Here is a 24,999-nt window from a genome sequence, read left to right on the forward strand (position 1 = left end):
AATTAATGAAACATGGAGGAACGACCGTGAAGTTCAAAATAATGGCCCTGGCGGCATTAGTCGGATTCAGCGCACTATCGGTACAGGCAAATGAGTTGCCAAATGGACCGCACATCGTGACTTCCGGAACGGCAAGCGTGGATGCGACACCAGACATCGCCACTCTGGCGATTGAAGTGAACGTTGCTGCAAAGGATGCGGCTTCAGCGAAGAAGCAGGCCGATGAACGCGTGGCGCAATATCTCTCCTTCCTTGAACAGAACCAGATAGCGAAGAAAGACATTAGCGCTGCAAACCTGCGTACCCAGCCGGACTACGACTACCAGAACGGCAAAAGCATCCTCAAAGGCTATCGTGCGGTGCGTACCGTTGAAGTCACGCTGCGTCAGCTGGACAAACTCAATGCGCTGCTTGATGGCGCACTGAAGGCCGGTCTGAATGAGATTCGTTCGGTATCGCTCGGTGTTGCCCAACCGGATGCTTATAAAGACAAGGCGCGTAAAGCAGCAATTGATGATGCTATTCATCAGGCTGAACAACTGGCCGCGGGTTTTAACAGTAAACTGGGTCCCGTTTATAGCGTGCGCTATCACGTATCCAATTATCAACCGAGCCCGATGGTACGGATGATGAAAGCGGATGCTGCGCCTGCGACATCCGCTCAGGAAACCTACGAACAGCCGGTTATTCAGTTTGACGATCAGGTTGATGTCGTCTTCCAGATTGAGCCGACTGCGGGGCAGCCAACAGCAACGCCAGCCAAAACCCAGTAATCGTTCCAGACCCGGCTTTCCAGCCGGGTTTTTTATGTGACCAACTGTAAAAATGAGACCTCACATCCGGTCTTTTTTTTCGCCGTAATGAGGATAGGCCATAGCGATTTTTAAGGGGACGCTATGGATATTTTTATCTCGAAAAAGATGCGTAATTTCATTCTGCTGGCGCAAACCAATAACATCGCCAGAGCGGCAGAAAAAATACATATGACCGCATCGCCATTCGGTAAAAGCATTGCTGCACTGGAAGATCAAATCGGCTATACGCTGTTTACCCGCAAAGATAACAACATCAGTCTGAATAAAGCGGGACAGGAGCTGTATCAGAAGCTGTTTCCCGTTTATCAGCGCCTCTCTGCCATTGATAACGAAATCCATAACGCCTCTCGCCGTTCGCGGGAAATCGTCATCGGCATCGACAATACCTACCCAACGATTATTTTTGACCAGTTGATAAGCCTTGGTGATAAGTACCATGGTGTGACGGCCCAGGCCGTGGAGTTCAGTGAGAATGGGGTGATTGATAACCTGTTCGATCGCAAACTCGATTTTATCATCTCGCCGCAGCACGTTTCCCCCCGCGTCCAGGAGCTGGAAAATCTGGCGATCAATGAACTCCCTCCGCTGCGTCTGGGTTTTCTCGTTTCCCGGCGCTACGAAGAAAAACAGCCGCAGGATCTGCTGCGCGAGTTGCCCTGGCTGCAAATGCGCTTCCAGAATCGCGCTAACTTTGAGGCGATGCTGGATGCCTACATGCGACCCTGTGGGATTAACCCGACGATTATTTACCGTCCATACAGCTTTATGGCCAAGATTAGCGCGGTGGAGCGCGGGCAGTTTTTGACGGTGATCCCTCATTTCGCCTGGCGGCTGGTGAATCCGTCGACGCTAAAGTATTTCGACGCGCCCGGTAGCCCCATGTATATGCAAGAATTTCTCTATTCACTGAAAAATCATCGCTATACCGCCACCATGCTCGAGCATATTGCTGAGGATCGTGACGGTACGGCAAGTTAACCAAGCATTGAACCTGTTTCGAGCAGGTTGCGATGCAGATCGAAAGCATGGCTGAGATCGTGATGGATATGCCCGCCGGGCGCTTTCTCCAGATAGCGGTGCAGGTAATCCCGGTAAAGAGGGTGCGCACAGTTATCGATAATCGTGTGCGCCCGCTGCATCGGAGATAATCCACGCAGATCGGCAATCCCTTGTTCGGTCACGATCACTTTAACGCTATGTTCGCTGTGATCGACATGGCTGCACATCGGTACGATGGTGGAGATTTTCCCGCCTTTGGCAATCGACGGCGCCATAAAGATAGACAGGTAGGCGTTGCGCTCGAAATCCCCGCTGCCGCCGATGCCGTTCATCAGGTTCACGCCCGCAACGTGCGTGGAATTGGCATGGCCGTAGATATCAAATTCCAGGCCCACGTTGAGCGCGATAACCCCCAGCCGTCGAATGATTTCTGGGTTATTGGAGATCTCCTGCGGGCGCAGCACAATACGGCTGGCGAAGAAGTCCATGTTGTCGTAAATCTTCTGTAGCGAGGGGGCTGAAATGGTCAGGCTGGAGGCGCTGGCACCGGTTATCTTGCCCGTTTCCAGCAGATGCACCACCGACTCCTGCAACACCTCCGAATACATCATAAAAGGCGGGATATCCGGGTTTTCCCCCAGCCGCGCCATCACCGCGTTGTTGATATTGCCCACGCCGCTTTGTAAGGGGAGAAACTCAGCTGGAATGCGTTTGTGCGCCATTTCTGCCAACAGGAAAGTGACGACGTTATCGGCAATTTGTTGGCTGACCGGATTGGTTTTATCCGCCGTATTTCCTGCATCGGGCAGGTCGGTATCCACTATCGCGACCACTTTCTGCGGGTCTATCTGCACGCACTGACTGCCCACGCGATCCATGGTATGAAATATGGGTACGCTGTTACGCCGCGGCGGTGCGCCGGGTATCACGATGTCGGCAAACTCCGCCACGCGAGGATTATGGTAATGATTCAGTTCAATGATCACTTTTTTCGCCCGCAGAAGCCAGGTGGGCGCATTACCAATACCGCTGGAAAGCCAAATCCGTCCATCTGGCGCAATGGCGGACGCTTCAATGACGGCAACGTCGATCTCGCCAAAAAAGCCGTAATTAACCATCTGCGCAACCTCGCTCAAATGGAGATCGACAAACCTCACCTGGCCCTGATTAATTTTCTCGCGCAGGCCCGATGAGGTTTGATAAGGCGCGCGCCAGGAAACGGCATCCGCCGCGGATAGGACATCATCAGCAGCAGCGCCAATTGATGCTCCGGTCAGCAGGCGGATCTGAAAAGGCTGCCCGAGCTGATGCTGTTCGCATGCGCGTTGGGCAATTGCGCTGGGTAACGCTTTTGGCGAACCTGCGGGGGTAAAGCCGCTGAATGCCACCATATCATCGTGCTGGATAATTTCTGCCGCCTGTTCGGCGCTCATCCGTTTCATGGCCGTCTCCTTTCTCGGACGTGATTAATGGCCGACAAAATTGGGTTTACGTTTTTCCATAAACGCGTTCATCCCTTCCTGATAATCCTCGCTGTCGTACACCGCGCGGCGCATGCCCTGAATACGCTCGAACTCATCGGAATTCATGGTGTGCGCTTCACCCAGCACGCGCAGTTCTTCTTTGATGACGGCGATTGCCAGCGGCGCTTTTTCCGAGATGTGGTGCGCCATTTGCAGGGTGAAATCTTCCAGTTCCTCGACAGGTACGACATGGTTGAGGATCCCGACCGCCATGGCGCGTTGAGCGGTGATGGGCGAGGCGGTAAAAATCAGTTCTTTAACGATGTGAAAACCAGCGTCGCGGGTCAGATTGTGGATGCCCACAAGGTTATACGGCACGCCGAGGTTGACCGGGGTCATTGAGAAGGTGGATGTGCTGGCTGCGATGATCAGATCGGAACTCATGATCATCTCAAACGCGCCGCCCCAGACGCTGCCTTCGACCATGGAGATCACCGGCTTCGGGTATTTTTGGATCATACGGGTTATCTGACGCAGCGGATCGTCATAGGAGAGCGGATCGCGACGTCCGGTGGGGAGCTCATGAATATCATGCCCGGCAGAGAACACTTTGGCCCCGCTCGGAGCGCGTAGAATGATGCAGCGAATGTCCGCACGATTGAGGTCGCTCAGCGCCTGCATCAGATCGTCAATAAACACTTTGCTCAGGGCATTGAGCTTGCGCGCGTAGTTGAACTCAATAACCGCGACTTTCTGGATGATGACCACGTTGACGTATTGATAAGACATAATGTTCTCTTTATTGAAAGTAATGATGCTGGATAAATTCGCTGATATGCCGCAGACCGGTGCGCGGCGAAAGATCATTGTTTTTGACAGCCTGCAGCGTCTGCTGGAAATAACGGTCGAAATCAGCCCGGGCAAACAGCAGATGCAGCGCTTCTTCTTCAGCCTGCTGATGTAACCAGTCCACCGCCTGCTGCTGGCGAACTTTTTCCAGTCGACCGCTGGCGGTCAGGCATGTTTTAAAGTCGGTTATCGCCTGCCAGATTTCCTCAATGCCGCGTTTTTCCAGGGCGCTACAGGTCAGAACCCGCGGCTGCCACTCGTCATATTTACGGCGCAAAATGTGCAGGGCGGATTCGTACATATGGCGGGCGATTGCAACGCTGGTATGGTTCTCGCCGTCGTCTTTATTGATGACGACCAGATCCGCCATTTCCATCAGGCCTTTTTTGATACCCTGTAAATCGTCGCCACCGCCAGCGATTTGCAGTGAGATAAAGCAATCCACCATACCTGCGACTTCGGTTTCTGACTGTCCAACGCCGACGGTCTCTACAATCACCACGTCAAAGCCAGCCGCTTCGCACAGCAGCATTAATTCGCGGGCGCGCTGGCTGGCGCCGCCTAAATGACCGCTGGAAGGGACCGGGCGAATAAATGCAGATTCTGCGCGGGCAAGCTCCGTCATGCGGGTCTTATCACCAAGAATGCTGCCGCCGCTGACCGGGCTGCTGGGATCGACGGCGATCACCGCCACCCGTAATCCGTGGCGGATGAGCAGCATACCGAATGCTTCCAGGAACGTACTTTTACCCGCGCCCGGCGTGCCGGTGATCCCTAAGCGCAGGGCGTTACCGGTGAACGGCATAATCGCGTCCAGCAATTGCGTACTTAACGGCTGGTGGCGCGGGTGGTTGCTTTCGACCAGCGTCATTGCCTGGGCGAGTGTGGCTCTTTCACCGAGTCGCAAGCGGCGGACGGTATCCTCAAGCGTGGCGGCGTTAATCATGATGTTGACTGATACGGGTCAACACATCGCGGACGCTGTCGAGCATTGGCGTGCCGGGGCCATAAATGGCTGCTACACCATGCTCGTGCAGGAAGGCGTAATCCTGTGGCGGAATAACGCCTCCTGCTACCACACAGATATCTTCACGCCCCCATTTTTTGAGTGCGGTAACCAACTCCGGGATCAGCGTTTTATGGCCTGCCGCCAGTGACGATGCGCCTATTACATGCACATCGTTTTCTACCGCCAGACGGGCGATCTCTTCTGGTGTGGAGAACATCGGGCTGAGATCGACATCGAAACCGAGATCGGAGTAGGCGCTGGCGATCACCTTCGCGCCGCGATCGTGGCCGTCCTGGCCCATCTTGGCGATCAGAATGCGCGGGCGACGGCCATTTTCCGCGAGGAAGCGTTCGGTTTGCGCAACGATAGCGTCAAACTCATCGGCGGATTTATCAGACTGGTGATAGCTTTGCGCAATCACGCCGGTAACGCACTGGCTGGGAACCAGATATCGGTCAAAGGCGACTTCCAGCGCGTCGGAGATTTCACCGAGCGTGGCGCGAACGCGGGCGGCGTTGACGGCGGCTGCCAGCAGGTTTTCATTATGCTGCGCGGCGTGGGTCAGCGCGGATAGTGCTGTTTTAACGGCATCGTTGTCGCGGGTGGCGCGGATATGCTGCAGCGAAGCAATTTGCTCATTACGCACCTTCACGTTGTCGATCTCCAGTACCGACGTCTCGTCTTCTTTATCCAGCTTGTACTTGTTCACGCCAACAATAACGCGCTTACCCTGGTCGATCAGCGACTGTTCGCGCGCGGAAGCTTCCTCGATCATCCGTTTAGGGAGCCCGGCTTCGATCGCTTTCGCCATGCCACCTGCCTCGTCAATCTGCTTGATGATCGTACGCGCCTGCTTGACGATTTGATCGGTGAGTGACTCGACGTAATACGATCCGGCCAGCGGATCGACGGTGCGGCAGATCTCTGATTCTTCCTGAATGATGATTTGCGTATTACGCGCAATACGGGCGGAGAAATCGGTGGGCAAACCGAGCGCTTCATCAAAGGCGTTGGTATGCAGCGACTGGGTGCCGCCGAGCGTAGCGCCGAGCGCTTCAATGGTGGTACGTACCACGTTGTTGTAAGGATCCTGCTCGGTCAGACTCCAGCCGGAGGTCTGGCAGTGGGTACGCAGAGCGAGAGATTTTGGGTTCGTCGCGCCAAAACTGCTGACCGCTTCGCTCCACAAATATCGCGCCGCGCGCAGCATGGCGACGTTCATAAACAGATCCATGCCGATGCCGAAGAAGAACGACAGGCGCGGGGCGAAGTCATCTATTTTCAGTCCGGCGGAAAGTGCGGCTTTGATGTATTCAATACCGTCTGCCAGCGTAAAGGCCACCTGCTGCACGCAGTTTGCCCCAGCTTCACCCATGTGATAGCCGCTGATGCTGATGGTGTTAAAGCGCGGCATGTTGCCGGAGCACCAGGCGATGATGTCGGCGATAATGCGCATAGACGGTTTTGGTGGATAAATGTAGGTGTTGCGACACAGGTACTCTTTCAGAATATCGTTCTGAATGGTCCCGGTGAGCTGTTCCGGCGTTACGCCTTGTTCTTCTGCTGCGACGATATAAAACGCCAGTACCGGCAGCACCGCGCCGTTCATGGTCATCGATACCGACATCTTATCCAGCGGGATCTGGTCGAACAGTACCTTCATATCTTCGACGGTATCGATCGCCACGCCGGCTTTACCGACGTCTCCCGACACGCGTGGGTTGTCTGAGTCATAGCCACGATGGGTGGCAAGGTCAAAGGCGACGGAAAGCCCTTTTTGCCCGGCGGCGAGGTTGCGGCGGTAAAAGGCGTTGGACTCTTTGGCGGTAGAAAAACCGGCGTACTGACGAATGGTCCACGGCTGTGCGGTATACATGGTGGCGCGTGGGCCGCGCACGTAAGGCGGCAGGCCGGGAAGGGTGCCCGTGACTTCCAGATTATCGAGGTCTGCTTCAGTGTACAGCGGCTTGATGGCAATCCCTTCCGCTGTCTGTCTTTCCAGCGACTCGACGGTTTTTTCCCGTCGGCTGAGTTCTTTATTGGCGAGTGTTTGCCACTCCTGCACGTTTGCCATTTTTTGCTCCGTATTACGCAATAAGTTGAATCTTTGCGAATACGGTGTGCTTTTTCATTTGGCTTGTCGCCAGCAAAAAATAGCCAACAGGACGTCGTTTTTTGCCGCGCGGCGTGTTTTATTTTGTGATGTATTTCAAAGACGTGGCGGGAATAGCATGAAAAGAGGGTATAAGGCTTGTAGGCCGGATAAAGCGTTACGCCGCCATCCGGCACTCAGGAGGAATAAACGGTTTAATCCTGACGCAGCACGTTGTGGCCATAGGCCAGCAGCGCATCGGTGACGTTGCGCATCATGCGGCTTTCCGGCGCAAAGCGATGCCAGTACAGCATCCGACGCTGGAACAGGCCCGGTGTTAAGTCGATAAGTTCGCCGCTTGCCAGCTCTTTCTCAATCTGTAAATGTGGGATCATGCAACAGGTGGTTCCCTGACGAGCCAGTTGAACGAAGGCTTCAGACGAGTTAACGATATGGCATGGTACGCTGCCTGGCGGCAGGTCGAAATTTTGTTGCAGGAATGCCTGGTGCATATCATCAAGATGGTCAAACGCTACCGCCGGGGCTTTCAGCAGGGCAGAGCGGGTGACGCCGTTAGGGAAATAACGCTCGGCGAAAGGTTTTGATCCAACAAACAGATAGTCCAGTGCGCCAAGTTTATCCACCAGACAGCTTGGCAGTGCCTGATGCTGAATACTCACCGCACCGACCACTTCACCACGACGCAGACGTTCCTGGGTGCGCGTTTCATCCTCAACTTGCAGGTTCAGGCGAATCGGTGAATTTGCCAGTACCGGGGCCAGCGCCGGAAGTAACCAGGTTGCCAGACTGTCGGCGTTCACCGCTAGCGAGAGCAGCAGCGGCGTTGAGCCGGTTTGTTCATCGCCCAGCCACTCGTCTTCCAGCAGTTCAACCTGACGCAAAAGCGCCAGCAGTTTCTGCCCTTGCTCGGTTGGGCGTGGTGGTACGGTACGCACCAGCAACGGTTGTCCGAACATATTCTCAAGCTGTTTTATGCGCTGTGAAACGGCGGATTGCGTGATGCACAGCTTTTGCGCCGCGCGCTCAAATCCTCGTTCACGAATAACCGCATCCAGTGCTTGTAGTGTTCTGTAGTCCGGACGTTTCATTGCTTTGACGCACTCCTGAAATTTTTGCTTGTTCTGCACTATGACACAATTTTTGATTGGGTAAAGACGAAATCCGCCGCTTGCGAGCGGGTGTGGGGACATTTTTCTGCGCAATGTTCTATAATGCGCGTGAATTTTCCCACCACAGGCGAAACGATCATGACGCAGGATGAACTGAAAAAAGCAGTAGGATGGGCGGCACTTAAGTATGTACAGCCCGGTACCATTGTGGGCGTAGGTACAGGTTCAACAGCCGCACACTTTATTGATGCGCTGGGCACAATGAAAGGTCAGATTGAAGGTGCGGTATCCAGTTCGGACGCCTCGACCGAAAAACTCAAAAGCCTTGGCATCCACGTGTTCGACCTTAACGAAGTTGACAGCCTCGACGTATACGTTGACGGCGCGGATGAAATTAACGGCCACATGCAGATGATCAAGGGCGGCGGCGCAGCGTTGACCCGTGAAAAAATCATTGCTTCCGTAGCGAAGAAATTTATCTGTATCGCGGATGCGTCTAAAGAAGTCGATATTCTCGGCAACTTCCCGCTGCCGGTTGAAGTGATCCCAATGGCGCGCAGCGCTGTGGCTCGCCAGTTGGTGAAGCTGGGCGGTCGTCCTGAATACCGTCAGGGCGTCGTGACGGACAACGGCAACGTGATCCTCGATGTATACGGTCTGGAGATCCTCGACGCCATCGCGCTGGAAAATGCCATCAACGGGATTCCGGGTGTGGTAACCGTCGGTCTGTTTGCCAACCGTGGTGCGGATGTCGCGCTGATCGGTACGCCAGATGGCGTGAAAACTATCGTAAAATGATCTGACGGGAGCGTCTTCTCCCGTTAAAAAAATTTTGGCAGGGCAAATTTGGTGACTTGTGTCACGTTTATAATATTGTCCTGCCGATCTCTCCAAAGAAAAAGTTATCGCCAGTATTTTCCTCTGACATTTCTCGTTGAATGACATTTCTTCAGCACGGCGACGCAAACGTTCATATTGCCGCAATATTATTTTTTGATATGTTGAAGAGACGGATGAAAATCCCACACACAACACATCAGTTTGAACAAAAAAAGACAGGGTCGGGGAAATGGCAAAGGTATCACTGGAGAAAGATAAGATTAAATTTCTGCTGGTTGAAGGCGTACACCAAAAAGCGCTCGAAAGCCTTCGTGCAGCAGGTTATACCAACATCGAGTTTCACAAAGGCGCTCTGGACACTGAGCAACTGAAAGAGTCCATCCGTGATGCCCACTTCATTGGCCTGCGATCCCGTACCCATCTGACGGAAGATGTGATTGACGCCGCAGAGAAACTGGTCGCGATTGGCTGCTTCTGCATTGGCACCAACCAGGTTGATCTGAGCGCAGCGGCAAAGCGTGGGATCCCCGTGTTCAACGCGCCATTCTCTAACACGCGTTCCGTTGCGGAACTGGTGATTGGCGAACTGCTACTACTGCTACGCGGCGTACCCGAAGCGAACGCCAAAGCACACCGCGGCGTGTGGAATAAACTGGCTACCGGCTCGTTTGAAGCGCGTGGCAAAAAACTGGGGATCATCGGCTACGGCCACATTGGTACTCAGTTGGGCATTCTGGCGGAATCGCTGGGGATGCATGTCTATTTCTATGATATTGAAAATAAACTCCCGCTTGGCAACGCCACCCAGGTTCAGCATCTTTCCGACCTGCTCAATATGAGCGACGTGGTGAGCCTGCACGTACCGGAAAACGCCTCCACCAAAAATCTGATGGGCGCGCATGAGATTGCGCTGATGAAACCAGGCGCACTGCTGATCAACGCCGCACGCGGTACGGTTGTCGATATTCCTGCGCTGTGTGATGCGCTGGCAACAAAACATCTGGCGGGAGCGGCCATCGACGTCTTCCCAACGGAACCTGCTTCTAACAGCGATCCGTTCACCTCGCCGCTGTGTGATTTCGACAACGTGATCCTGACGCCGCATATCGGTGGGTCCACGCTGGAAGCACAGGAAAACATCGGTCTGGAAGTGGCTGGGAAACTGACCAAGTATTCCGACAACGGCTCTACGCTGTCTGCGGTTAACTTCCCGGAAGTTTCGCTGCCGCTGCACGGTGGTCGTCGTCTGATGCACATTCACGAAAACCGTCCGGGCGTTTTGACCGCGCTGAACCAGATTTTTGCCGAGCAGGGCGTCAACATTGCCGCGCAGTATCTGCAGACTTCCGCACAGGTAGGTTATGTGGTTATTGATATTGAAGCGGATGAAGATGTGGCGGAGAAAGCGCTGCTGGCGATGAAGGCCCTTCCGGGAACCATTCGCGCGCGTCTGCTGTACTGATTTCCTCTACATGGGCAGGCGGTTGACCTGCCCATCTTTCCTCTGATTTCCCGGCCTCAAAATTTCTTTCTGTAACGCATACATTCTGTTTTCGAGCCTTGCCGCAATTGGCAACTAAAGGCAGTGCTGCGTGTTGTACAGCACTAAAAGGAATTTACGATAGAGGCTCAGCATCGCGCTGAAACGGGAAAGCCCCTGGCGAAGCAGGGGCTCTAAAAAGGAAAGGGACGATGATGAGATACGTCATCATGCTGCTGATCCTGTTAATCATCGCTTGGCCAGCATATTAACAGAGAGTACGCAGGAGGGAGGTTCGCCTCCCTCACCCTTCACCGAGGAATTTAGGTCAAAAAAACGGCGCTGTCAATCGGCAAAAAACGGCTACCACTCCCAAATTTTGGACGGCGTTACCACCGCAGGCAGTGGGATATCCCACTCTTCGACAGGCAGCTTTTCCACTAACTGGCAATCATGTGCGTAGCCCACGGGTTGGATCTTATGCTGTTGCCAGTTTTGCAACGTACGGTCATAAAATCCGCCGCCCATGCCCAGTCGTTGTCCACCCTCGTCAAACGCCACTAACGGCGTAATCAGTACATCCAGCTGTGACAGCGGCAATACGTCGCGGACATCAAGTCGTGGTTCCTGAATCTTTAAGCGATTGGTTACCAGGTCGCTGTGCGGATGATAGTGCAGGAACAGCAGGTTGCCAGGGCTAAAGGGATGAAGAACCGGAAGGTAGACGCGCTTACCCGCTCGCCACAGCTGTTCGATCAACGGTTGAGTGTCGAGTTCGCCATCAAACGAGAGGAATACCGCCACGGTATGAGCGAGTACAACAGGGGGATAACTGAGCATTCGGGTCGCGGCTTGCTGACCATATTGTCGCTGCTGTTCGGAGGTAAGCGCACGACGACGCTGACGAATCAGTTGACGGATTTCTTGTCGGGATAAAGGGAGTTCAGAAAGTAATGTCATGGCTGTTGCCAGGTAGAAGGGAATCTCCGAGATGCCGCCGCAGGCTGTAACCCTTGAACCCTTGGTTCAAGGTGAATGTGTCGTCACAGTTTTAAGGCTTCTCGGACGGGCCGAGCATGCTCACCAACCATGGAGCGCCACATTCTTGTGGTATGAAATATCGGCTCAGGGGACTGGCCCGCTTGCAAACATCTCAGAGAAATTTTGTCTTCACGGTCACTCTACCACAGTAAACCGAAAAGTGTTATTCAAAGTTTTGGCCCGTTTTTTCGGTTATGCGACCCTGATCAAGCAACGCCTGTTCGATGGTCTGTTGTAGCATCCGAATACGTTGTTCCATGCTCGCCGCGTACTCACGCGTCTTCGCTTTTTCCTGAGTTAATTCATAGCTGATGTTCAACGCGGCGATGAAAACCAACTGCTCAGTATTTGTGACTCTAGTGCGAACTTTCAGATCTTGCAATCGCTGATTGAGATCGTCCGCAGCCTGATTCAACGCATCCCTTTGTTCAGGCGGGCAATTCACTCGCAGTGAACGGCCAAATATTTGGATATCGACGGGTTGTGCAGACATGCCACCTTCCTGCTGATTGACTGCGCTGCCTTCGTCTCCAGACCTTGGGTCCGCGAAGGGGCGACACTATAGCTACCCTGGTATCAAGATACAAGCCCTTTTCTGGTCCACCAGGGTCCAAAGTGGTAGCATACCATGAATATTCCTCCCTTTGATGACGAATGCTTATGTCTATACAGAACGAAATGCCTGGCTACAACGAAGTTAGCCAGTTTTTGAACCAACAAGGGGCTGGATTAACCCCGGCCGAAATGCACGGCTTAATCAGCGGGATGATTTGCGGCGGCAACAACGACAGCTCATGGCAGCCGCTGCTGCACGACCTGACGAACGAAGGTCTGGCCTTCGGCCACGAGCTGGCTCAGGCACTGCTGAAAATGCACTCTGCTACCAGCGATGCCCTTGAGGACGACGGCTTCCTTTTTCAGCTTTATCTGCCAGAAGGCGATGACGTCAGCGTGTTCGATCGCGCCGATGCGCTGGCGGGGTGGGTAAACCACTTTTTGCTGGGGCTTGGCGTGACGCAGCCGAAGCTCGACAAAGTGACCGGTGAAACCGGGGAAGCGATTGACGACTTGCGCAATATCGCCCAGTTGGGATATGACGAAGACGAAGATCAGGAAGAGCTGGAAATGTCGCTCGAAGAGATAATTGAATACGTGCGCGTTGCCGCTTTGCTGTGTCATGACACGTTTACGCGTCAGCAGCCGACCGCGCCGGAAGTCCGTAAACCGACTCTGCACTAAGAACGAAACGCAAAGGAGAGTGTGATGAGCGAGATATCTCAGCAAGAATTCCAGCGTCGTCGCCAGGCATTACTGGCACAAATGCAGCCTGGCAGCGCCGCGCTGATTTTTGCCGCGCCTGAAGCGACGCGTAGCGCGGACAGTGAATACCCGTACCGCCAAAGCAGTGATTTCTGGTACTTCACCGGTTTTAACGAACCTGAAGCCGTGCTGGTGCTGATTAAAAGTGATGACACTCATAACCACAGCGTTTTGTTCAACCGGGTTCGCGATCTGACGGCGGAGATCTGGTTTGGCCGCCGTCTGGGCCAGGATGCCGCGCCGGAAAAACTCGGCGTTGATCGGGCGCTGGCCTTCAGTGAAATCAACCAACAATTGCACCTGTTGCTCAATGGCCTGGACGCGGTGTATCACGCGCAGGGCGAGTATGCCTGGGCGGATGAGATTGTGTGCACGGCGCTGGATAAACTGCGTAAAGGCGCCAGACAAAATCTGCACGCGCCCGCCGCGATTATCGACTGGCGCCCAATGGTGCATGAAATGCGCCTGTTCAAATCAGCGGAAGAAATTGCGGTCATGCGCCGTGCCGGAGAGATCACTGCGCTGGCGCATACCCGCGCGATGGAAAAATGTCGTCCGGGAATGTTTGAATACCAGCTGGAAGGTGAGATTCACCACGAATTTACCCGCCATGGTGCGCGTTATCCGTCCTATAACACGATTGTCGGCAGCGGTGAAAACGGCTGTATCCTGCATTACACCGAAAATGAAAGTGAAATGCGCGATGGCGATTTGGTGCTGATTGATGCTGGCTGTGAATACAAAGGCTATGCGGGCGACATTACGCGTACCTTCCCGGTAAACGGTAAATTTACCCCGGCACAGCGTGAAATTTACGACATTGTGCTGGAATCCTTAGAAATCAGCCTGCGTCTGTATCGTCCCGGAACGTCCATCCAGGACGTCACCGGAGAGGTGGTGCGCATCATGATTACGGGTCTGGTGAAGCTTGGCATTCTGCACGGCGAGGTCGACCAGCTAATTACCGAAAATGCGCACCGCCCATTCTTTATGCATGGTCTTAGCCACTGGCTGGGGCTGGATGTGCATGACGTCGGCGTTTACGGTCAGGACCGTTCACGCATTCTTGAGCCAGGAATGGTACTCACCGTCGAGCCGGGGCTGTATATCGCGCCGGACGCCGATGTACCGCCTGCTTATCGCGGTATTGGCATTCGTATTGAAGATGACATCCTCATCACCGAAGACGGCAATGAAAACCTGACCGCCAGCGTGGTGAAGAGAGCGGATGACATTGAAGCCTTAATGGCCGCGGCTCGACTGCAATGAGCGTGATTATCGTCGGTGGTGGTATGGTTGGCGCGACGCTGGCGCTGGCTATTTCTCAGCTCAGCCATGGGACTCTGCCGGTTCATCTTATAGAAGCGAGCGAACCTGAAACTGACCGCCATCCTGGGTTTGACGCCCGGGCGATCGCGCTGGCGGCAGGGACCTGCCAACAGCTGGCGCGAATTGGCGTATGGCAAGCGATTGCCGATTGCGCAACGGCAATCAAAACGGTTCACGTCAGCGATCGCGGCCATGCCGGATTTGTGACGCTGGATGCGCAGGAATACCGTATTCCAGCGCTGGGCCAGGTGGTAGAACTGCACGATGTCGGGCTGCGTCTGTTTGCGCTGCTGCGTAAAGCGCCGGGCGTCACGCTGCATTGTCCCGATCGCGTAGCCAGCGTGGCGCGTACGCAGGAACATGTTGAGGTCACGCTGGAGAATGGCGAGGTTATTACCGGTCGCGTGGTGGTCGCCGCTGACGGTACACGTTCCGCGCTGGCTACCGCCTGCGGCGTTGACTGGCAGCAGCAGCCCTATGAACAACTGGCAGTAATTGCCAACGTCACGACTTCTGTTGCGCATGACGGGCGGGCGTTTGAACGCTTCACGCAATATGGTCCGCTGGCAATGTTGCCGATGTCTGATGGCCGCTGTTCGCTGGTGTGGTGCCATCCGCTGGAACGGCGTGATGAGTTAATGGCCTGGTCCGACGAACGGTTTTGCCGTGAACTGCAAACCGCGTTTGGCTGGCGGCTGGGGCGTATTACTCAGGCAGGTAAACGCAACGCCTATCCGCTTTCGTTAACTTCGGCGCAAAAAGCGATTACCCATCGTATCGTGCTGGTTGGGAACGCAGCCCAGACGCTGCATCCTATTGCCGGACAAGGTTTTAACCTTGGTCTGCGTGACGTAATGAGCCTGGCTGAGACGTTGACGCAGGCGCAAAACAACGCGGAAGATATCGGTGATTATGCGGTGCTGGCACGCTATCAGCAGCGTCGCGAACGCGATCGCGAGACGACGATTGGTGTGACCAACAATTTAGTGTATTTGTTTGCCAATCGCTGGGCTCCGCTGGTTGTTGGGCGCAACGTCGGGCTGATGGCGATGGAATTATTCACACCCGCGCGCGATGCGCTGGCGGAGCGGACCCTGGGTTGGGTCGCGCGATAAATATGGCCAGTAGACCGGATGGCGGCGTAAACGCCTTATCCGGCCTACGGTTTTGATTGTTCCGGTTTCCAGGAGTAAACAGTGCAAAGTGTTGATGTAGCAATTGTTGGTGGCGGCATGGTAGGACTGGCGGTTGCCTGCGGCTTGCAGGGCTGCGGGTTGCGCGTTGCTGTATTAGAACAACATGTTCCACAGCCGTTGACGGCGGATGCACCTCCTCAGCTTCGCGTTTCGGCCATTAATGCCGCCAGCGAAAAACTGCTTACCCGTCTTGGCGTCTGGTCCGACATTGTTGCCCGTCGCGCTTGCTGCTACCACGGCATGGAAGTCTGGGACAAAGACAGCTTTGGCCGTATTGCGTTTGATGACCAAAGCATGGGCTACAGCCATTTGGGTCACATCGTTGAAAACTCAGAGATTCATTATGCGCTGTGGCAAAAGGCGCAGCGTTCAGCGGATATTACGCTGATGGCGCCCGCCGAATTACAGCAGGTGGCCTGGGGGGAGAACGAGGCATTTCTGACTCTCAAAGATGGCGCAATGCTGACGGCGCGTCTGGTCGTCGGTGCCGATGGTGCTAACTCCTGGCTGCGCAATAAAGCTGACATTCCGCTCACCTTCTGGGATTACCGCCATCATGCGCTGGTGGCGACTATCCGTACGCAGGAAGCGCACGGCGCGATTGCCCGTCAGGCGTTTCACGGCGAGGGGATCCTGGCATTCCTGCCGCTCAGCGATCCGCACCTGTGTTCTATCGTCTGGTCGCTCTCTCCGCAGGAAGCAGAACGTATGCAGCAGGCAAGCGTTGATGAGTTTAATCAGGCGCTGAATATCGCTTTTGATAATCGTCTGGGGCTGTGCAGCCTTGAAAGCGAACGTCAGGCGTTTCCGCTGACGGGACGCTATGCCCGTCAGTTCGCCGCCCATCGTCTGGCGCTGGTGGGGGATGCGGCGCATACTATCCACCCGCTGGCGGGTCAGGGGGTTAACCTTGGCTTTATGGATGCGGCGGAGCTGATCGATGAACTTAAGCGGCTACAACGTCAGGGTAAAGATATTGGTCAGTATCTCTATTTACGCCGCTACGAGCGCAGCCGTAAGCACAGCGCAGCAATGATGCTGGCCGGAATGCAGGGCTTTCGTGAGCTGTTTGCCGGCGAGAATCCGGCGAAAAAACTGCTGCGTGATATCGGGCTGAAACTGGCCGATACCCTGCCTGGTGTAAAACCACAGCTCATCCGTCAGGCGATGGGGCTGAACGATCTTCCCGAGTGGCTACGCTAGCGTCCGTAAGGACAATCTAAAGAGTTTGAGACCCGTCACACTTTCCTCTCCCGGCCTGCGCGCCGGGGCACTTCTCTCATTTGAAATAATCTAATTCCACGCCTTTTTTCGCATTAGTTTTTTTAATATTACGTTTTTTTCATAACGCCATTTTTGACATTTTTTCCACATTTAATGTGGATTGGTGCGGTAAATTCGCGTTTATCTTTGATTGTTATTCTGGTTAATCGCTATATCTCTGGAATTTTATTCTGCTGGCGATCTGGCCGTTTTTGGCCATAAGCTAATGTGATGGTTAATTTTGACTTATGGTTTAGCGCCTGTTTCGGTGGTAAGTTCAGGACAAAGAGAACGTTTGCGTCGTAGCCCCTGGAGCGGCTGCGGTGCTGGGTTTCGTGGCGAAAATTTCACCGCGAAAGAGTTGGTAGCCCCGCTTATTCAACGAGGAAAAGATGGCTCAACAGACTCCTTTGTACGAACAACACACGCTATGTGGCGCGCGCATGGTAGATTTCCATGGCTGGATGATGCCACTGCATTACGGTTCTCAGCTTGATGAACACCATGCTGTTCGCACCGATGCCGGAATGTTTGATGTGTCGCATATGACCATCGTCGACCTGCGCGGTAGCCGCACCCGGGAGTTCTTGCGTTATCTGCTGGCAAACGACGTCGCGAAGCTAACGAAGACGGGTAAAGCCCTCTACTCCGGGATGCTCAACGCTTCGGGCGGCGTGATAGATGACCTGATTGTCTATTACTTCACTGAAGACTTCTTCCGCCTCGTTGTAAACTCCGCCACCCGCGAAAAAGACCTCTCCTGGATTACCCAACACGCTGAACCTTATGCTATCGACATCACCGTTCGTGACGACCTGTCGCTGATTGCGGTGCAGGGGCCTAATGCGCAGGAAAAAGCAGCTACGTTGTTTACTGACGAGCAGCGCCAGGCGGTAGAAGGCATGAAGCCGTTCTTTGGCGTTCAGGCGGGTGATTTATTTATCGCAACTACCGGTTATACCGGCGAAGCTGGCTATGAAATTGCCATGCCGAATGAAAAGGCGGCAGATTTCTGGCGTGCGCTGGTACAAGCAGGTGTCAAACCTTGCGGTCTCGGCGCGCGCGACACGCTGCGTCTGGAAGCCGGTATGAACCTGTACGGGCAGGAGATGGACGAAGGAATTTCACCGCTGGCGGCCAATATGGGGTGGACCATCGCATGGGAACCGGCTGACCGCGACTTTATCGGTCGTGAAGCGCTGGAAATGCAGCGTGAAAAAGGTCATGAACAGCTGGTCGGGCTGGTGATGACCGAGAAAGGTGTGCTACGTAATGAACTGCCGGTGCGTTTCACCGATGCTTCGGGCAACCAGCAGGAAGGCATTATCACCAGCGGGACATTCTCCCCAACCCTGGGTTACAGCATCGCGTTGGCGCGTGTACCTGCGGGTATCGGTGAGACCGCAATCGTACAGATCCGTAACCGTGAAATGCCGGTAAAAGTGACTAAACCTGTTTTTGTGCGTAACGGCAAAGCCGTCGCGTAATTCATCCTTTTTTGGAGATTGATTGATGAGCAACGTACCTGCAGAACTGAAATACAGCAAAGAACACGAATGGCTGCGCAAAGAAGCTGATGGCTCTTACACCGTGGGTATCACCGAACACGCTCAGGAGCTGTTAGGTGACATGGTTTTCGTTGACCTGCCCGAAGTTGGCGCTACCGTCAGCGCGGGCGATGACTGCGCCGTTGCGGAGTCCGTAAAAGCGGCATCCGATATCTATGCGCCAGTAGGCGGTGAGATTGTTGCGGTTAACGACGCGCTCAGCGACTCCCCGGAACTGGTCAACAGCGAGCCGTATGCGGGTGGCTGGATCTTTAAAATCAAAGCCAGTGATGAAAGCGAAATTGAATCGCTGTTGGATGCGACCGCATACGAAGCATTGTTAGAAGACGAATAAATACGCTTCATTCTTCACGTTGCAGGTGTGTTGGCTTCCTCGCCCACCCCAGTCACTTACTTATGTAAGCTCCTGGGGATGCGCTGCGTCGCCGCCGTCCTGCAACGCGAATTATTTTGCGTATTCAGGTAAGTAGAGACACCTACGATTCACTGCACGTTTCAGGAACCATCGCCCATGACACAGACGTTAAGCCAGCTTGAAAACAGCGGCGCTTTCATTGAACGCCACATCGGACCGGACGCCGCGCAGCAGCAAGAGATGCTGAATGCGGTTGGCGCCGAGTCGTTAAACGCGCTGATCGGCCAGATTGTGCCGAAAGACATTCAGCTCGCAACCCCGCCGCAGGTTGGCGAGGCGGCGACCGAATACGCTGCGCTGGCTGAATTAAAAGCCATCGCCGGGCGTAACAAGCGCTTCACGTCCTACATTGGCATGGGCTACACCGCCGTGCAGTTGCCACCGGTTATCCTGCGTAACATGCTGGAAAACCCAGGTTGGTACACCGCATACACGCCGTATCAGCCGGAAGTCTCTCAGGGACGTCTGGAAGCACTGCTGAACTTCCAGCAGGTGACGCTGGATCTGACCGGTCTGGATATGGCCTCCGCCTCTCTGCTGGATGAAGCCACTGCGGCGGCTGAAGCCATGGCGATGGCCAAACGCGTCAGTAAACTGAAAAATGCCAACCGTTTCTTTGTGGCGGCTGATGTTCATCCACAAACGCTGGACGTTGTACGCACCCGTGCAGAAACCTTTGGCTTTGACGTCATAGTTGATGACGCGGCGAAAGCGCTGGATCACCAGGATGTGTTTGGCGTGCTGCTGCAACAGGTTGGCACCACCGGTGAAGTGCACGACTACAGCGCACTGATTGCTGAGCTGAAATCCCGTAAAGTTGTGGTCAGCGTCGCTGCCGACTTTATGGCGTTGGTACTGTTGACTGCACCGGGCAAACAGGGTGCGGATATCGTTTTCGGCTCTGCACAACGCTTCGGCGTACCGATGGGCTACGGCGGCCCGCACGCGGCATTCTTTGCTGCTAAAGACGAATTCAAACGCTCCATGCCAGGACGTATTATCGGCGTCTCCAAAGATGCGGCGGGTAATACCGCACTGCGCATGGCGATGCAGACTCGCGAGCAGCATATCCGCCGCGAGAAAGCGAACTCTAACATTTGTACCTCACAGGTCCTGCTGGCCAACATCGCCAGCCTGTATGCCGTGTATCATGGCCCGGTTGGCCTGAAACGCATTGCAAATCGCATCCATCGTCTGACCGATATTCTGGCAGCCGGTCTGCAACAGAAAGGCTTAAAGCTGCGTCATGCGCACTACTTTGACACGCTGTGTGTTGAAGTGACCGATAAAGCGGCGGTTCTGGCGCGTGCTGAAGCGGCAGAAATCAACCTGCGCAGCGACATCCATAACGCGGTAGGCATTACGCTCGACGAAACCACTACCCGTGAAAACGTGGTGCAGCTGTTCAATGTTCTGCTGGGCGACAGCCACGGCCTGAGCATCGACACGCTGGATAAAGACGTGGCGCTCGATAGCCGTTCAATTCAGGACAGTATGCTGCGTGACGATGCGATCCTCAGCCATCCGGTGTTTAATCGCTATCACAGCGAAACTGAGATGATGCGTTATATGCACTCGCTGGAGCGCAAAGATCTGGCGCTGAACCAGGCGATGATCCCGCTGGGATCTTGCACCATGAAGCTCAACGCCGCTGCCGAGATGATCCCTATTACCTGGCCTGAATTTGCTGAGCTGCATCCGTTCTGCCCGCCAGAGCAGGCGGAAGGTTATCACCAGATGATCGGCCAGCTTTCCGAGTGGCTGGTAAAACTGACCGGTTATGACGCCGTCTGCATGCAGCCGAACTCCGGCGCGCAGGGCGAGTATGCGGGCCTGCTGGCGATTCGTCATTATCACGAAAGCCGTAACGAAGGCCATCGCGATATCTGCCTGATCCCGGCCTCCGCCCACGGTACTAACCCGGCTTCCGCACAAATGGCGGGGATGCAGGTCGTGGTTGTCGCCTGTGATAAGAATGGCAATATCGACCTTGCCTGCCTGCGTGAAAAAGCAGAACAACATGCTGCGAACCTTTCTTGCATCATGGTGACCTATCCGTCCACCCACGGCGTATATGAAGAAACGATCCGCGAAGTGTGCGACGTTGTGCACCAGTTTGGCGGTCAGGTTTACCTTGATGGCGCGAACATGAATGCTCAGGTTGGGATCACTACGCCGGGCTTTATCGGCGCAGATGTATCGCACCTCAACCTGCATAAAACGTTCTGCATTCCGCACGGCGGCGGCGGTCCAGGTATGGGGCCGATCGGCGTTAAATCGCATCTGGCGCCGTTCGTACCGGGCCACAGCGTAGTTCAGATTGAAGGAATGCTAACCCGTCAGGGCGCAGTGTCTGCCGCACCGTTCGGTAGCGCATCCATTCTGCCAATTAGCTGGATGTACATCCGTATGATGGGCGCAGAAGGTCTGAAACAGGCAAGCCAGGTGGCGATCCTTAACGCTAACTACATTGCCAGCCGTCTGAAAGATGCTTATCCGGTGCTGTATACCGGTCGTGATGGTCGCGTGGCGCATGAATGTATTCTCGACATTCGCCCGCTGAAAGAAGAGACCGGTATCAGTGAACTGGATATTGCCAAGCGTCTGATCGATTACGGTTTCCATGCGCCGACCATGTCGTTCCCGGTTGCGGGTACGCTGATGGTGGAACCGACCGAATCTGAAAGCAAAGTGGAACTGGATCGCTTTATCAACGCAATGCTGGCAATCCGCGCTGAGATCGACCGCGTGAAAGCTGGTGAATGGCCGCTTACAGACAACCCGCTGGTTAACTCCCCGCACACGCAAAACGAGTTGGTCGCGGAGTGGAATCATGGTTACAGCCGCGAAATCGCCGTCTTCCCGGCAGGTGTTGCGAACAAATACTGGCCGACCGTGAAACGCCTTGATGATGTTTACGGCGACCGTAATCTGTTCTGTTCCTGCGTGCCGATGAGTGAATATCAGTAACTTTTCCGCGTAGTAAAGCAGTTTCCAGGCCGGGTAAGGCGAAGCCGCCTCCCGGCTTTTTCATATCTGGAGGTATCCATGGGAATCGCACTTGTTACGGGTGGTAGTCGCGGTATTGGTCGGGCAACCGCGCTGCAGTTAGCGCAAGAGGGTTACACGGTGGCCGTTAATTTTCACCATAATATTCGTGCTGCAACCGAGGTGGTGAATATCATTGCCGCTGCCGGGGGAAAGGCGTTTGCTCTGCGGGCTGATATCAGCGATGAAAGTCAGGTTGGGGCGATGTTTGAGTCCATTGACCGCGAAGGGGAGCCGCTGACTGCGCTGGTGAATAATGCCGGGATTTTGTTTGAACAGAGCACGGTGGAAAGCCTGACTGCCGAAAGAATCAACCGCGTACTGGCAACCAATGTTACCGGCTATTTTTTGTGTTGTCGGGAAGCGGTAAAGCGCATGTCGTTCAAACATGGAGGGCAAGGTGGGGCGATTGTGAATGTCTCTTCGGCAGCGTCAAGGCTTGGCGCCCCTTTCGAATATGTTGATTACGCGGCCTCAAAAGGCGCAGTAGACACGCTTACCACCGGCCTGGCGCTGGAGGTTGCGGCGCAAGGGATCCGCGTGAACTGTGTGCGACCGGGTCTTATCTACACTGAAATGCACGCGTCTGGCGGCGAGCCGGGAAGGGTTGATCGAGTGAAATCCTCGTTACCTATGCAGCGCGGCGGACAGCCGGAGGAGGTCGCGCAGGCGATTACCTGGCTGCTGAGCGAGAAGGCATCATATGTGACGGGGAGTTTTCTGGAACTGGCTGGCGGGAAGTAGAGATTTAATGGCCGGATAGTGCTGTGCTTATCCAGCCTACGGGCGCATAACCTGTAGGCTGGATAAGATGCTTACGTCGCCATCTGGTAAAAAATCACAGATTCTCGCCGTTGCTGGCAATGACCTCTTTGTACCAGTTAAAACTTTTCTTGCGTGAACGCGACATATCGCCGGTGCCGTCGTCGTGTTTGTTCACGTAAATAAAGCCGTAACGTTTGCTGTACTGGCCGGTGGTGAACGAGACGCAATCGATGCAACCCCACGGCGTGTAGCCCATCAGGTCTACGCCATCATAGGTCACCGCTTTCATCATCTCTTCAACGTGGGCGCGCAGGTAGTCGATGCGGTAGTCATCGTGGATGCTGCCGTCTTCTTCCACTTTGTCGTAAGCGCCAAATCCGTTTTCAACGATAAACAGCGGCTTCTGATAGCGCTCGTACAGTTCGCATAACGCGTAACGCAGGCCGACCGGATCAATCTGCCAGCCCCAGTCGGATGCTTTTACGTGTGGGTTCGGCACGCTGCCCTCAAAACCGGAAATGGCATCGCCGCTGCCGCCTTCCGCTTTTACCGCGTTGGTCATGTAGTAGCTAAATCCGAGATAGTCGCAGGTGCCTTCTCGCAGGATTTGCTCATCGCCAGCTTCCATTCGGATGTTGAATTCGCGGCGCTCCCATTCGTTCAGCACATAGGATGGATAGTAGCCGCGCAGTTGAACGTCGGTGAAAACGTAACGCTCACGCATAGACTCCTGGGCGAACATCACATCTTCAGGCTTACAGGAGTATGGGTACAGTGGCACCATCGCCAGCATGCAGCCGACTTTCATTTCCGGGTTGATGCGACGTGCGGCTTTCACCGCCAGAGCGCTGGCCACGAACTGGTGGTGCAGCACCTGGTACATAGTTTCTTCCGGGTTTTCATGCTCGGTATACACCACGCCGGAGCAGCAATAACCAAACAGTGGCGCGCGCCAGTTTCGCTGGTTGTTGATCTCGTTAAAGGTCATCCAGTACTTGACCTTGTGTTTGTAGCGCTCAAAGACCACTTCAGCAAATCGGGCAAAGAAATCGACGACTTTACGATTGGTCCAGCTACCGTACTGCTGGACCAGATGCAGCGGCATTTCAAAGTGAGAAAGGGTGATGACCGGCTCGATGTTGTACTTAAGCAGTTCATCAAACATGTCGTCGTAGAACTTTAGTCCTTCTTCGTTTGGCTGGGTTTCGTCCCCTTGAGGAAAGATGCGGGTCCAGGCGATTGACGTACGGAAGCATTTGAAGCCCATCTCGGCAAACAGCTTAATGTCTTCTTTGTAATGACCGTAAAAATCAACGGCTTCGTGGTTGGGATAGTACTTACCTGGCACAACTTCCTGAGTGATTTCCCGCGGAATGCCGTGTGCGCCACCGGTCAGTACGTCGCAAATGCTGGGGCCTTTACCACCTTTGTTCCAGCCTCCTTCAACCTGGTGCGCCGCCACCGCGCCGCCCCATAAAAAATCTTTTGGTAAGGTAAGTTTTTTCATCTGCGTCAGTCTCAAATTAATACAATCTGATTTTGAGTCTAACAAAGGAAAGATAAATGTCACGCTATAACAAAATAGCGTTAATGTGATTTGTTACATCAAAAAAACAGATTGTTTTTTTACGCTATTCTTTTCGCCAGCTTGCGGCCAAGTGATTCCAGAATATAAATAACAGGGATTTGCGTGGTTATATCGTATACCCCGGCAATGCGCGTTTGTGGAACGTGCCAGGAGAGGTTAAAGTCAGCGAGTTTCGCCAGACGCGAATGTTCATGGCTGGTGACCGACAGGACCTTACAGTTGTGCAGGCTGAACTGGCTGGCAAAACGCAGGATCTCTTCTGTTTCACCAGAAACGGAAAGCACGATCGCCAGCGCATTTCTGGCCATATCATTCGTTACCGGGAAATAAGGGTCATCAATGTGATTACTGAATTTTCCGACATTTGAGAAAAAACGTGCGCCATATTTGGCTAAAGCTCCGGATGTTCCCGCTCCGACGAATATAATACGTTCGGAGGATAATATAATATCAACAGCCTGATCGAGCAGATTATCGAACTCGTCGTTATTGACGCCTTTAAAGAAGCTGATGATTTCGCTGGCACCGAAATTAGCCTGTTGCGGTTCATTCTGCTCTAAATATAATTTGAAGCGTACGCGAAATTCTGAGTAACCTTCACACTTAAGCTTGCGGCAAAAGCGCAGCACGGTGGTTGTAGAAACGCCCACGGCATCGGCCAGTTCGCGAATGGTCATGTACATGACTTTGTCACGGTTTTTGATGACATAGTTGTAGACCAGCATCTCAAGATTGTTGAGACTGGCGATGGCAGCGTGGGAGAACATACTCACAATGGCAAAACTCACT

General features: G+C 54.1%; 21 protein-coding genes and 1 other RNA gene. 12 read left to right on the forward strand and 10 right to left on the reverse strand.

Annotation, left to right across the window (positions count from 1 at the left end):
• The first annotated feature begins 26 nt into the window (after nt 1-26).
• The gene (locus tag OGV80_RS12940; protein WP_043017525.1) at nt 27-773 is read left to right on the forward strand and encodes an oxidative stress defense protein; all 747 of its coding nucleotides are present in this window, start codon (nt 27-29) and stop codon (nt 771-773) included.
• A gap of 123 nt (nt 774-896) precedes the next feature.
• On the forward strand, nt 897-1,793 hold the full coding sequence (gene srsR, locus OGV80_RS12945; protein WP_043017524.1) for a LysR family transcriptional regulator SrsR: 897 nt from the start codon (nt 897-899) through the stop codon (nt 1,791-1,793).
• Here srsR and scpC read toward each other — a convergent pair.
• The 5 genes from scpC to argP all read right to left on the reverse strand — a co-directional run bounded on the left by scpC (nt 1,790) and on the right by argP (nt 8,336).
• Nucleotides 1,790-3,256: a succinyl-CoA:acetate CoA-transferase ScpC gene (gene scpC, locus OGV80_RS12950; protein ID WP_043017523.1), complete on the reverse strand. Its 1,467-nt coding sequence runs from the start codon at nt 3,254-3,256 to the stop codon at nt 1,790-1,792. The genes srsR and scpC overlap by 4 nt on opposite strands.
• A 24-nt stretch (nt 3,257-3,280) precedes the next feature.
• The gene (gene scpB, locus OGV80_RS12955) at nt 3,281-4,066 is read right to left on the reverse strand and encodes a methylmalonyl-CoA decarboxylase (protein ID WP_008785757.1); all 786 of its coding nucleotides are present in this window, start codon (nt 4,064-4,066) and stop codon (nt 3,281-3,283) included.
• A gap of 10 nt (nt 4,067-4,076) precedes the next feature.
• The gene (meaB, locus tag OGV80_RS12960; protein WP_043017522.1) at nt 4,077-5,072 is read right to left on the reverse strand and encodes a methylmalonyl Co-A mutase-associated GTPase MeaB; all 996 of its coding nucleotides are present in this window, start codon (nt 5,070-5,072) and stop codon (nt 4,077-4,079) included.
• Nucleotides 5,065-7,209 (reverse strand): methylmalonyl-CoA mutase, encoded by a 2,145-nt coding sequence (gene scpA / locus OGV80_RS12965; RefSeq protein ID WP_047408885.1) that lies wholly within the window; start codon nt 7,207-7,209, stop codon nt 5,065-5,067. The genes meaB and scpA overlap by 8 nt, the downstream gene beginning before the upstream one ends.
• Nucleotides 7,210-7,442: 233 nt before the next feature.
• The gene (gene argP / locus OGV80_RS12970; protein WP_043017520.1) at nt 7,443-8,336 is read right to left on the reverse strand and encodes a DNA-binding transcriptional regulator ArgP; all 894 of its coding nucleotides are present in this window, start codon (nt 8,334-8,336) and stop codon (nt 7,443-7,445) included.
• Nucleotides 8,337-8,495: 159 nt separating this feature from the next.
• On the opposite strand from argP, the gene rpiA reads away from it, so the two are divergent.
• Both rpiA and serA read left to right on the forward strand, forming a co-directional pair.
• Complete coding sequence (rpiA, locus tag OGV80_RS12975) at nt 8,496-9,155, forward strand: ribose-5-phosphate isomerase RpiA (protein ID WP_047408891.1); 660 nt, start codon at nt 8,496-8,498, stop codon at nt 9,153-9,155.
• Nucleotides 9,156-9,426: 271 nt separating this feature from the next.
• Nucleotides 9,427-10,659, forward strand: a complete 1,233-nt coding sequence (serA, locus tag OGV80_RS12980; protein ID WP_043017518.1) for a phosphoglycerate dehydrogenase — start codon at nt 9,427-9,429, stop codon at nt 10,657-10,659.
• A 381-nt stretch (nt 10,660-11,040) separates the two neighbouring features.
• On the opposite strand, the gene OGV80_RS12985 is transcribed toward serA, so the two are convergent.
• From OGV80_RS12985 to zapA, 3 genes are all read right to left on the reverse strand, one after another.
• The gene (locus OGV80_RS12985) at nt 11,041-11,637 is read right to left on the reverse strand and encodes a 5-formyltetrahydrofolate cyclo-ligase (RefSeq protein ID WP_087052031.1); all 597 of its coding nucleotides are present in this window, start codon (nt 11,635-11,637) and stop codon (nt 11,041-11,043) included.
• Nucleotides 11,638-11,656: 19 nt separating this feature from the next.
• A non-coding RNA gene (gene ssrS, locus OGV80_RS12990) (6S RNA) lies at nt 11,657-11,840 on the reverse strand.
• A gap of 41 nt (nt 11,841-11,881) precedes the next feature.
• Nucleotides 11,882-12,211 carry a cell division protein ZapA gene (zapA, locus tag OGV80_RS12995; RefSeq protein ID WP_003026980.1) on the reverse strand — a complete coding sequence of 110 codons (330 nt, stop codon included), beginning with the start codon at nt 12,209-12,211 and terminating at the stop codon, nt 11,882-11,884.
• Nucleotides 12,212-12,378: 167 nt separating this feature from the next.
• Here zapA and OGV80_RS13000 point away from each other — a divergent pair, with 167 nt between their 5' ends.
• From OGV80_RS13000 to OGV80_RS13035, 8 genes are all read left to right on the forward strand, one after another.
• Entirely contained in the window at nt 12,379-12,957 is a 579-nt protein-coding gene (locus OGV80_RS13000) for a YecA/YgfB family protein (RefSeq protein ID WP_003026978.1), read from the forward strand.
• Nucleotides 12,958-12,981: 24 nt separating this feature from the next.
• Nucleotides 12,982-14,307, forward strand: a complete 1,326-nt coding sequence (pepP, locus tag OGV80_RS13005) for a Xaa-Pro aminopeptidase (RefSeq protein WP_286515078.1) — start codon at nt 12,982-12,984, stop codon at nt 14,305-14,307.
• On the forward strand, nt 14,304-15,482 hold the full coding sequence (gene ubiH, locus OGV80_RS13010) for a 2-octaprenyl-6-methoxyphenyl hydroxylase (protein ID WP_286515080.1): 1,179 nt from the start codon (nt 14,304-14,306) through the stop codon (nt 15,480-15,482). Before pepP ends, ubiH begins: the two co-directional genes overlap by 4 nt.
• An 81-nt stretch (nt 15,483-15,563) precedes the next feature.
• Complete coding sequence (gene ubiI / locus OGV80_RS13015) at nt 15,564-16,766, forward strand: FAD-dependent 2-octaprenylphenol hydroxylase (protein ID WP_286515082.1); 1,203 nt, start codon at nt 15,564-15,566, stop codon at nt 16,764-16,766.
• Between the two features lie 452 nt (nt 16,767-17,218).
• On the forward strand, nt 17,219-18,313 hold the full coding sequence (gene gcvT, locus OGV80_RS13020) for a glycine cleavage system aminomethyltransferase GcvT (RefSeq protein ID WP_047408905.1): 1,095 nt from the start codon (nt 17,219-17,221) through the stop codon (nt 18,311-18,313).
• Nucleotides 18,314-18,338: 25 nt separating this feature from the next.
• Complete coding sequence (gcvH, locus tag OGV80_RS13025; protein WP_003026965.1) at nt 18,339-18,728, forward strand: glycine cleavage system protein GcvH; 390 nt, start codon at nt 18,339-18,341, stop codon at nt 18,726-18,728.
• Nucleotides 18,729-18,905: 177 nt separating this feature from the next.
• Nucleotides 18,906-21,779: an aminomethyl-transferring glycine dehydrogenase gene (gcvP, locus tag OGV80_RS13030; protein ID WP_043017512.1), complete on the forward strand. Its 2,874-nt coding sequence runs from the start codon at nt 18,906-18,908 to the stop codon at nt 21,777-21,779.
• A gap of 78 nt (nt 21,780-21,857) precedes the next feature.
• Nucleotides 21,858-22,601, forward strand: coding sequence for an SDR family oxidoreductase (locus tag OGV80_RS13035; protein WP_043017511.1), 744 nt, complete (start codon nt 21,858-21,860; stop codon nt 22,599-22,601).
• 94 nt (nt 22,602-22,695) lie between these two features.
• Here OGV80_RS13035 and bglA read toward each other — a convergent pair whose 3' ends face one another.
• Together bglA and OGV80_RS13045 are read right to left on the reverse strand one after the other, a co-directional pair.
• Complete coding sequence (gene bglA / locus OGV80_RS13040; protein ID WP_043017510.1) at nt 22,696-24,129, reverse strand: 6-phospho-beta-glucosidase BglA; 1,434 nt, start codon at nt 24,127-24,129, stop codon at nt 22,696-22,698.
• Nucleotides 24,130-24,248: 119 nt separating this feature from the next.
• Complete coding sequence (locus tag OGV80_RS13045) at nt 24,249-24,977, reverse strand: MurR/RpiR family transcriptional regulator (protein ID WP_008785744.1); 729 nt, start codon at nt 24,975-24,977, stop codon at nt 24,249-24,251.
• Between the last annotated feature and the right edge of the window lie 22 nt (nt 24,978-24,999).

Source organism: Citrobacter sp. Ce119, from assembly GCF_030334525.1.
GTDB classification, from domain to species: domain Bacteria; phylum Pseudomonadota; class Gammaproteobacteria; order Enterobacterales; family Enterobacteriaceae; genus Citrobacter; species Citrobacter europaeus.

What these genes read in the sequence shown, in the direction of transcription:
- srsR (WP_043017524.1), top strand. Translation starts at nt 897, where the DNA reads ATGGATATTTTTATCTCGAAAAAGATGCGTAATTTCATTCTGCTGGCG.
- scpC (WP_043017523.1), bottom strand. Translation starts at nt 3,256, where the DNA reads ATGAAACGGATGAGCGCCGAACAGGCGGCAGAAATTATCCAGCACGAT.
- scpB (WP_008785757.1), bottom strand. Translation starts at nt 4,066, where the DNA reads ATGTCTTATCAATACGTCAACGTGGTCATCATCCAGAAAGTCGCGGTT.
- meaB (WP_043017522.1), bottom strand. Translation starts at nt 5,072, where the DNA reads ATGATTAACGCCGCCACGCTTGAGGATACCGTCCGCCGCTTGCGACTC.
- scpA (WP_047408885.1), bottom strand. Translation starts at nt 7,209, where the DNA reads ATGGCAAACGTGCAGGAGTGGCAAACACTCGCCAATAAAGAACTCAGC.
- argP (WP_043017520.1), bottom strand. Translation starts at nt 8,336, where the DNA reads ATGAAACGTCCGGACTACAGAACACTACAAGCACTGGATGCGGTTATT.
- rpiA (WP_047408891.1), top strand. Translation starts at nt 8,496, where the DNA reads ATGACGCAGGATGAACTGAAAAAAGCAGTAGGATGGGCGGCACTTAAG.
- serA (WP_043017518.1), top strand. Translation starts at nt 9,427, where the DNA reads ATGGCAAAGGTATCACTGGAGAAAGATAAGATTAAATTTCTGCTGGTT.
- OGV80_RS12985 (WP_087052031.1), bottom strand. Translation starts at nt 11,637, where the DNA reads ATGACATTACTTTCTGAACTCCCTTTATCCCGACAAGAAATCCGTCAA.
- zapA (WP_003026980.1), bottom strand. Translation starts at nt 12,211, where the DNA reads ATGTCTGCACAACCCGTCGATATCCAAATATTTGGCCGTTCACTGCGA.
- OGV80_RS13000 (WP_003026978.1), top strand. Translation starts at nt 12,379, where the DNA reads ATGTCTATACAGAACGAAATGCCTGGCTACAACGAAGTTAGCCAGTTT.
- pepP (WP_286515078.1), top strand. Translation starts at nt 12,982, where the DNA reads ATGAGCGAGATATCTCAGCAAGAATTCCAGCGTCGTCGCCAGGCATTA.
- ubiH (WP_286515080.1), top strand. Translation starts at nt 14,304, where the DNA reads ATGAGCGTGATTATCGTCGGTGGTGGTATGGTTGGCGCGACGCTGGCG.
- gcvT (WP_047408905.1), top strand. Translation starts at nt 17,219, where the DNA reads ATGGCTCAACAGACTCCTTTGTACGAACAACACACGCTATGTGGCGCG.
- gcvH (WP_003026965.1), top strand. Translation starts at nt 18,339, where the DNA reads ATGAGCAACGTACCTGCAGAACTGAAATACAGCAAAGAACACGAATGG.
- gcvP (WP_043017512.1), top strand. Translation starts at nt 18,906, where the DNA reads ATGACACAGACGTTAAGCCAGCTTGAAAACAGCGGCGCTTTCATTGAA.
- OGV80_RS13035 (WP_043017511.1), top strand. Translation starts at nt 21,858, where the DNA reads ATGGGAATCGCACTTGTTACGGGTGGTAGTCGCGGTATTGGTCGGGCA.
- bglA (WP_043017510.1), bottom strand. Translation starts at nt 24,129, where the DNA reads ATGAAAAAACTTACCTTACCAAAAGATTTTTTATGGGGCGGCGCGGTG.
- OGV80_RS13045 (WP_008785744.1), bottom strand. Translation starts at nt 24,977, where the DNA reads ATGTTCTCCCACGCTGCCATCGCCAGTCTCAACAATCTTGAGATGCTG.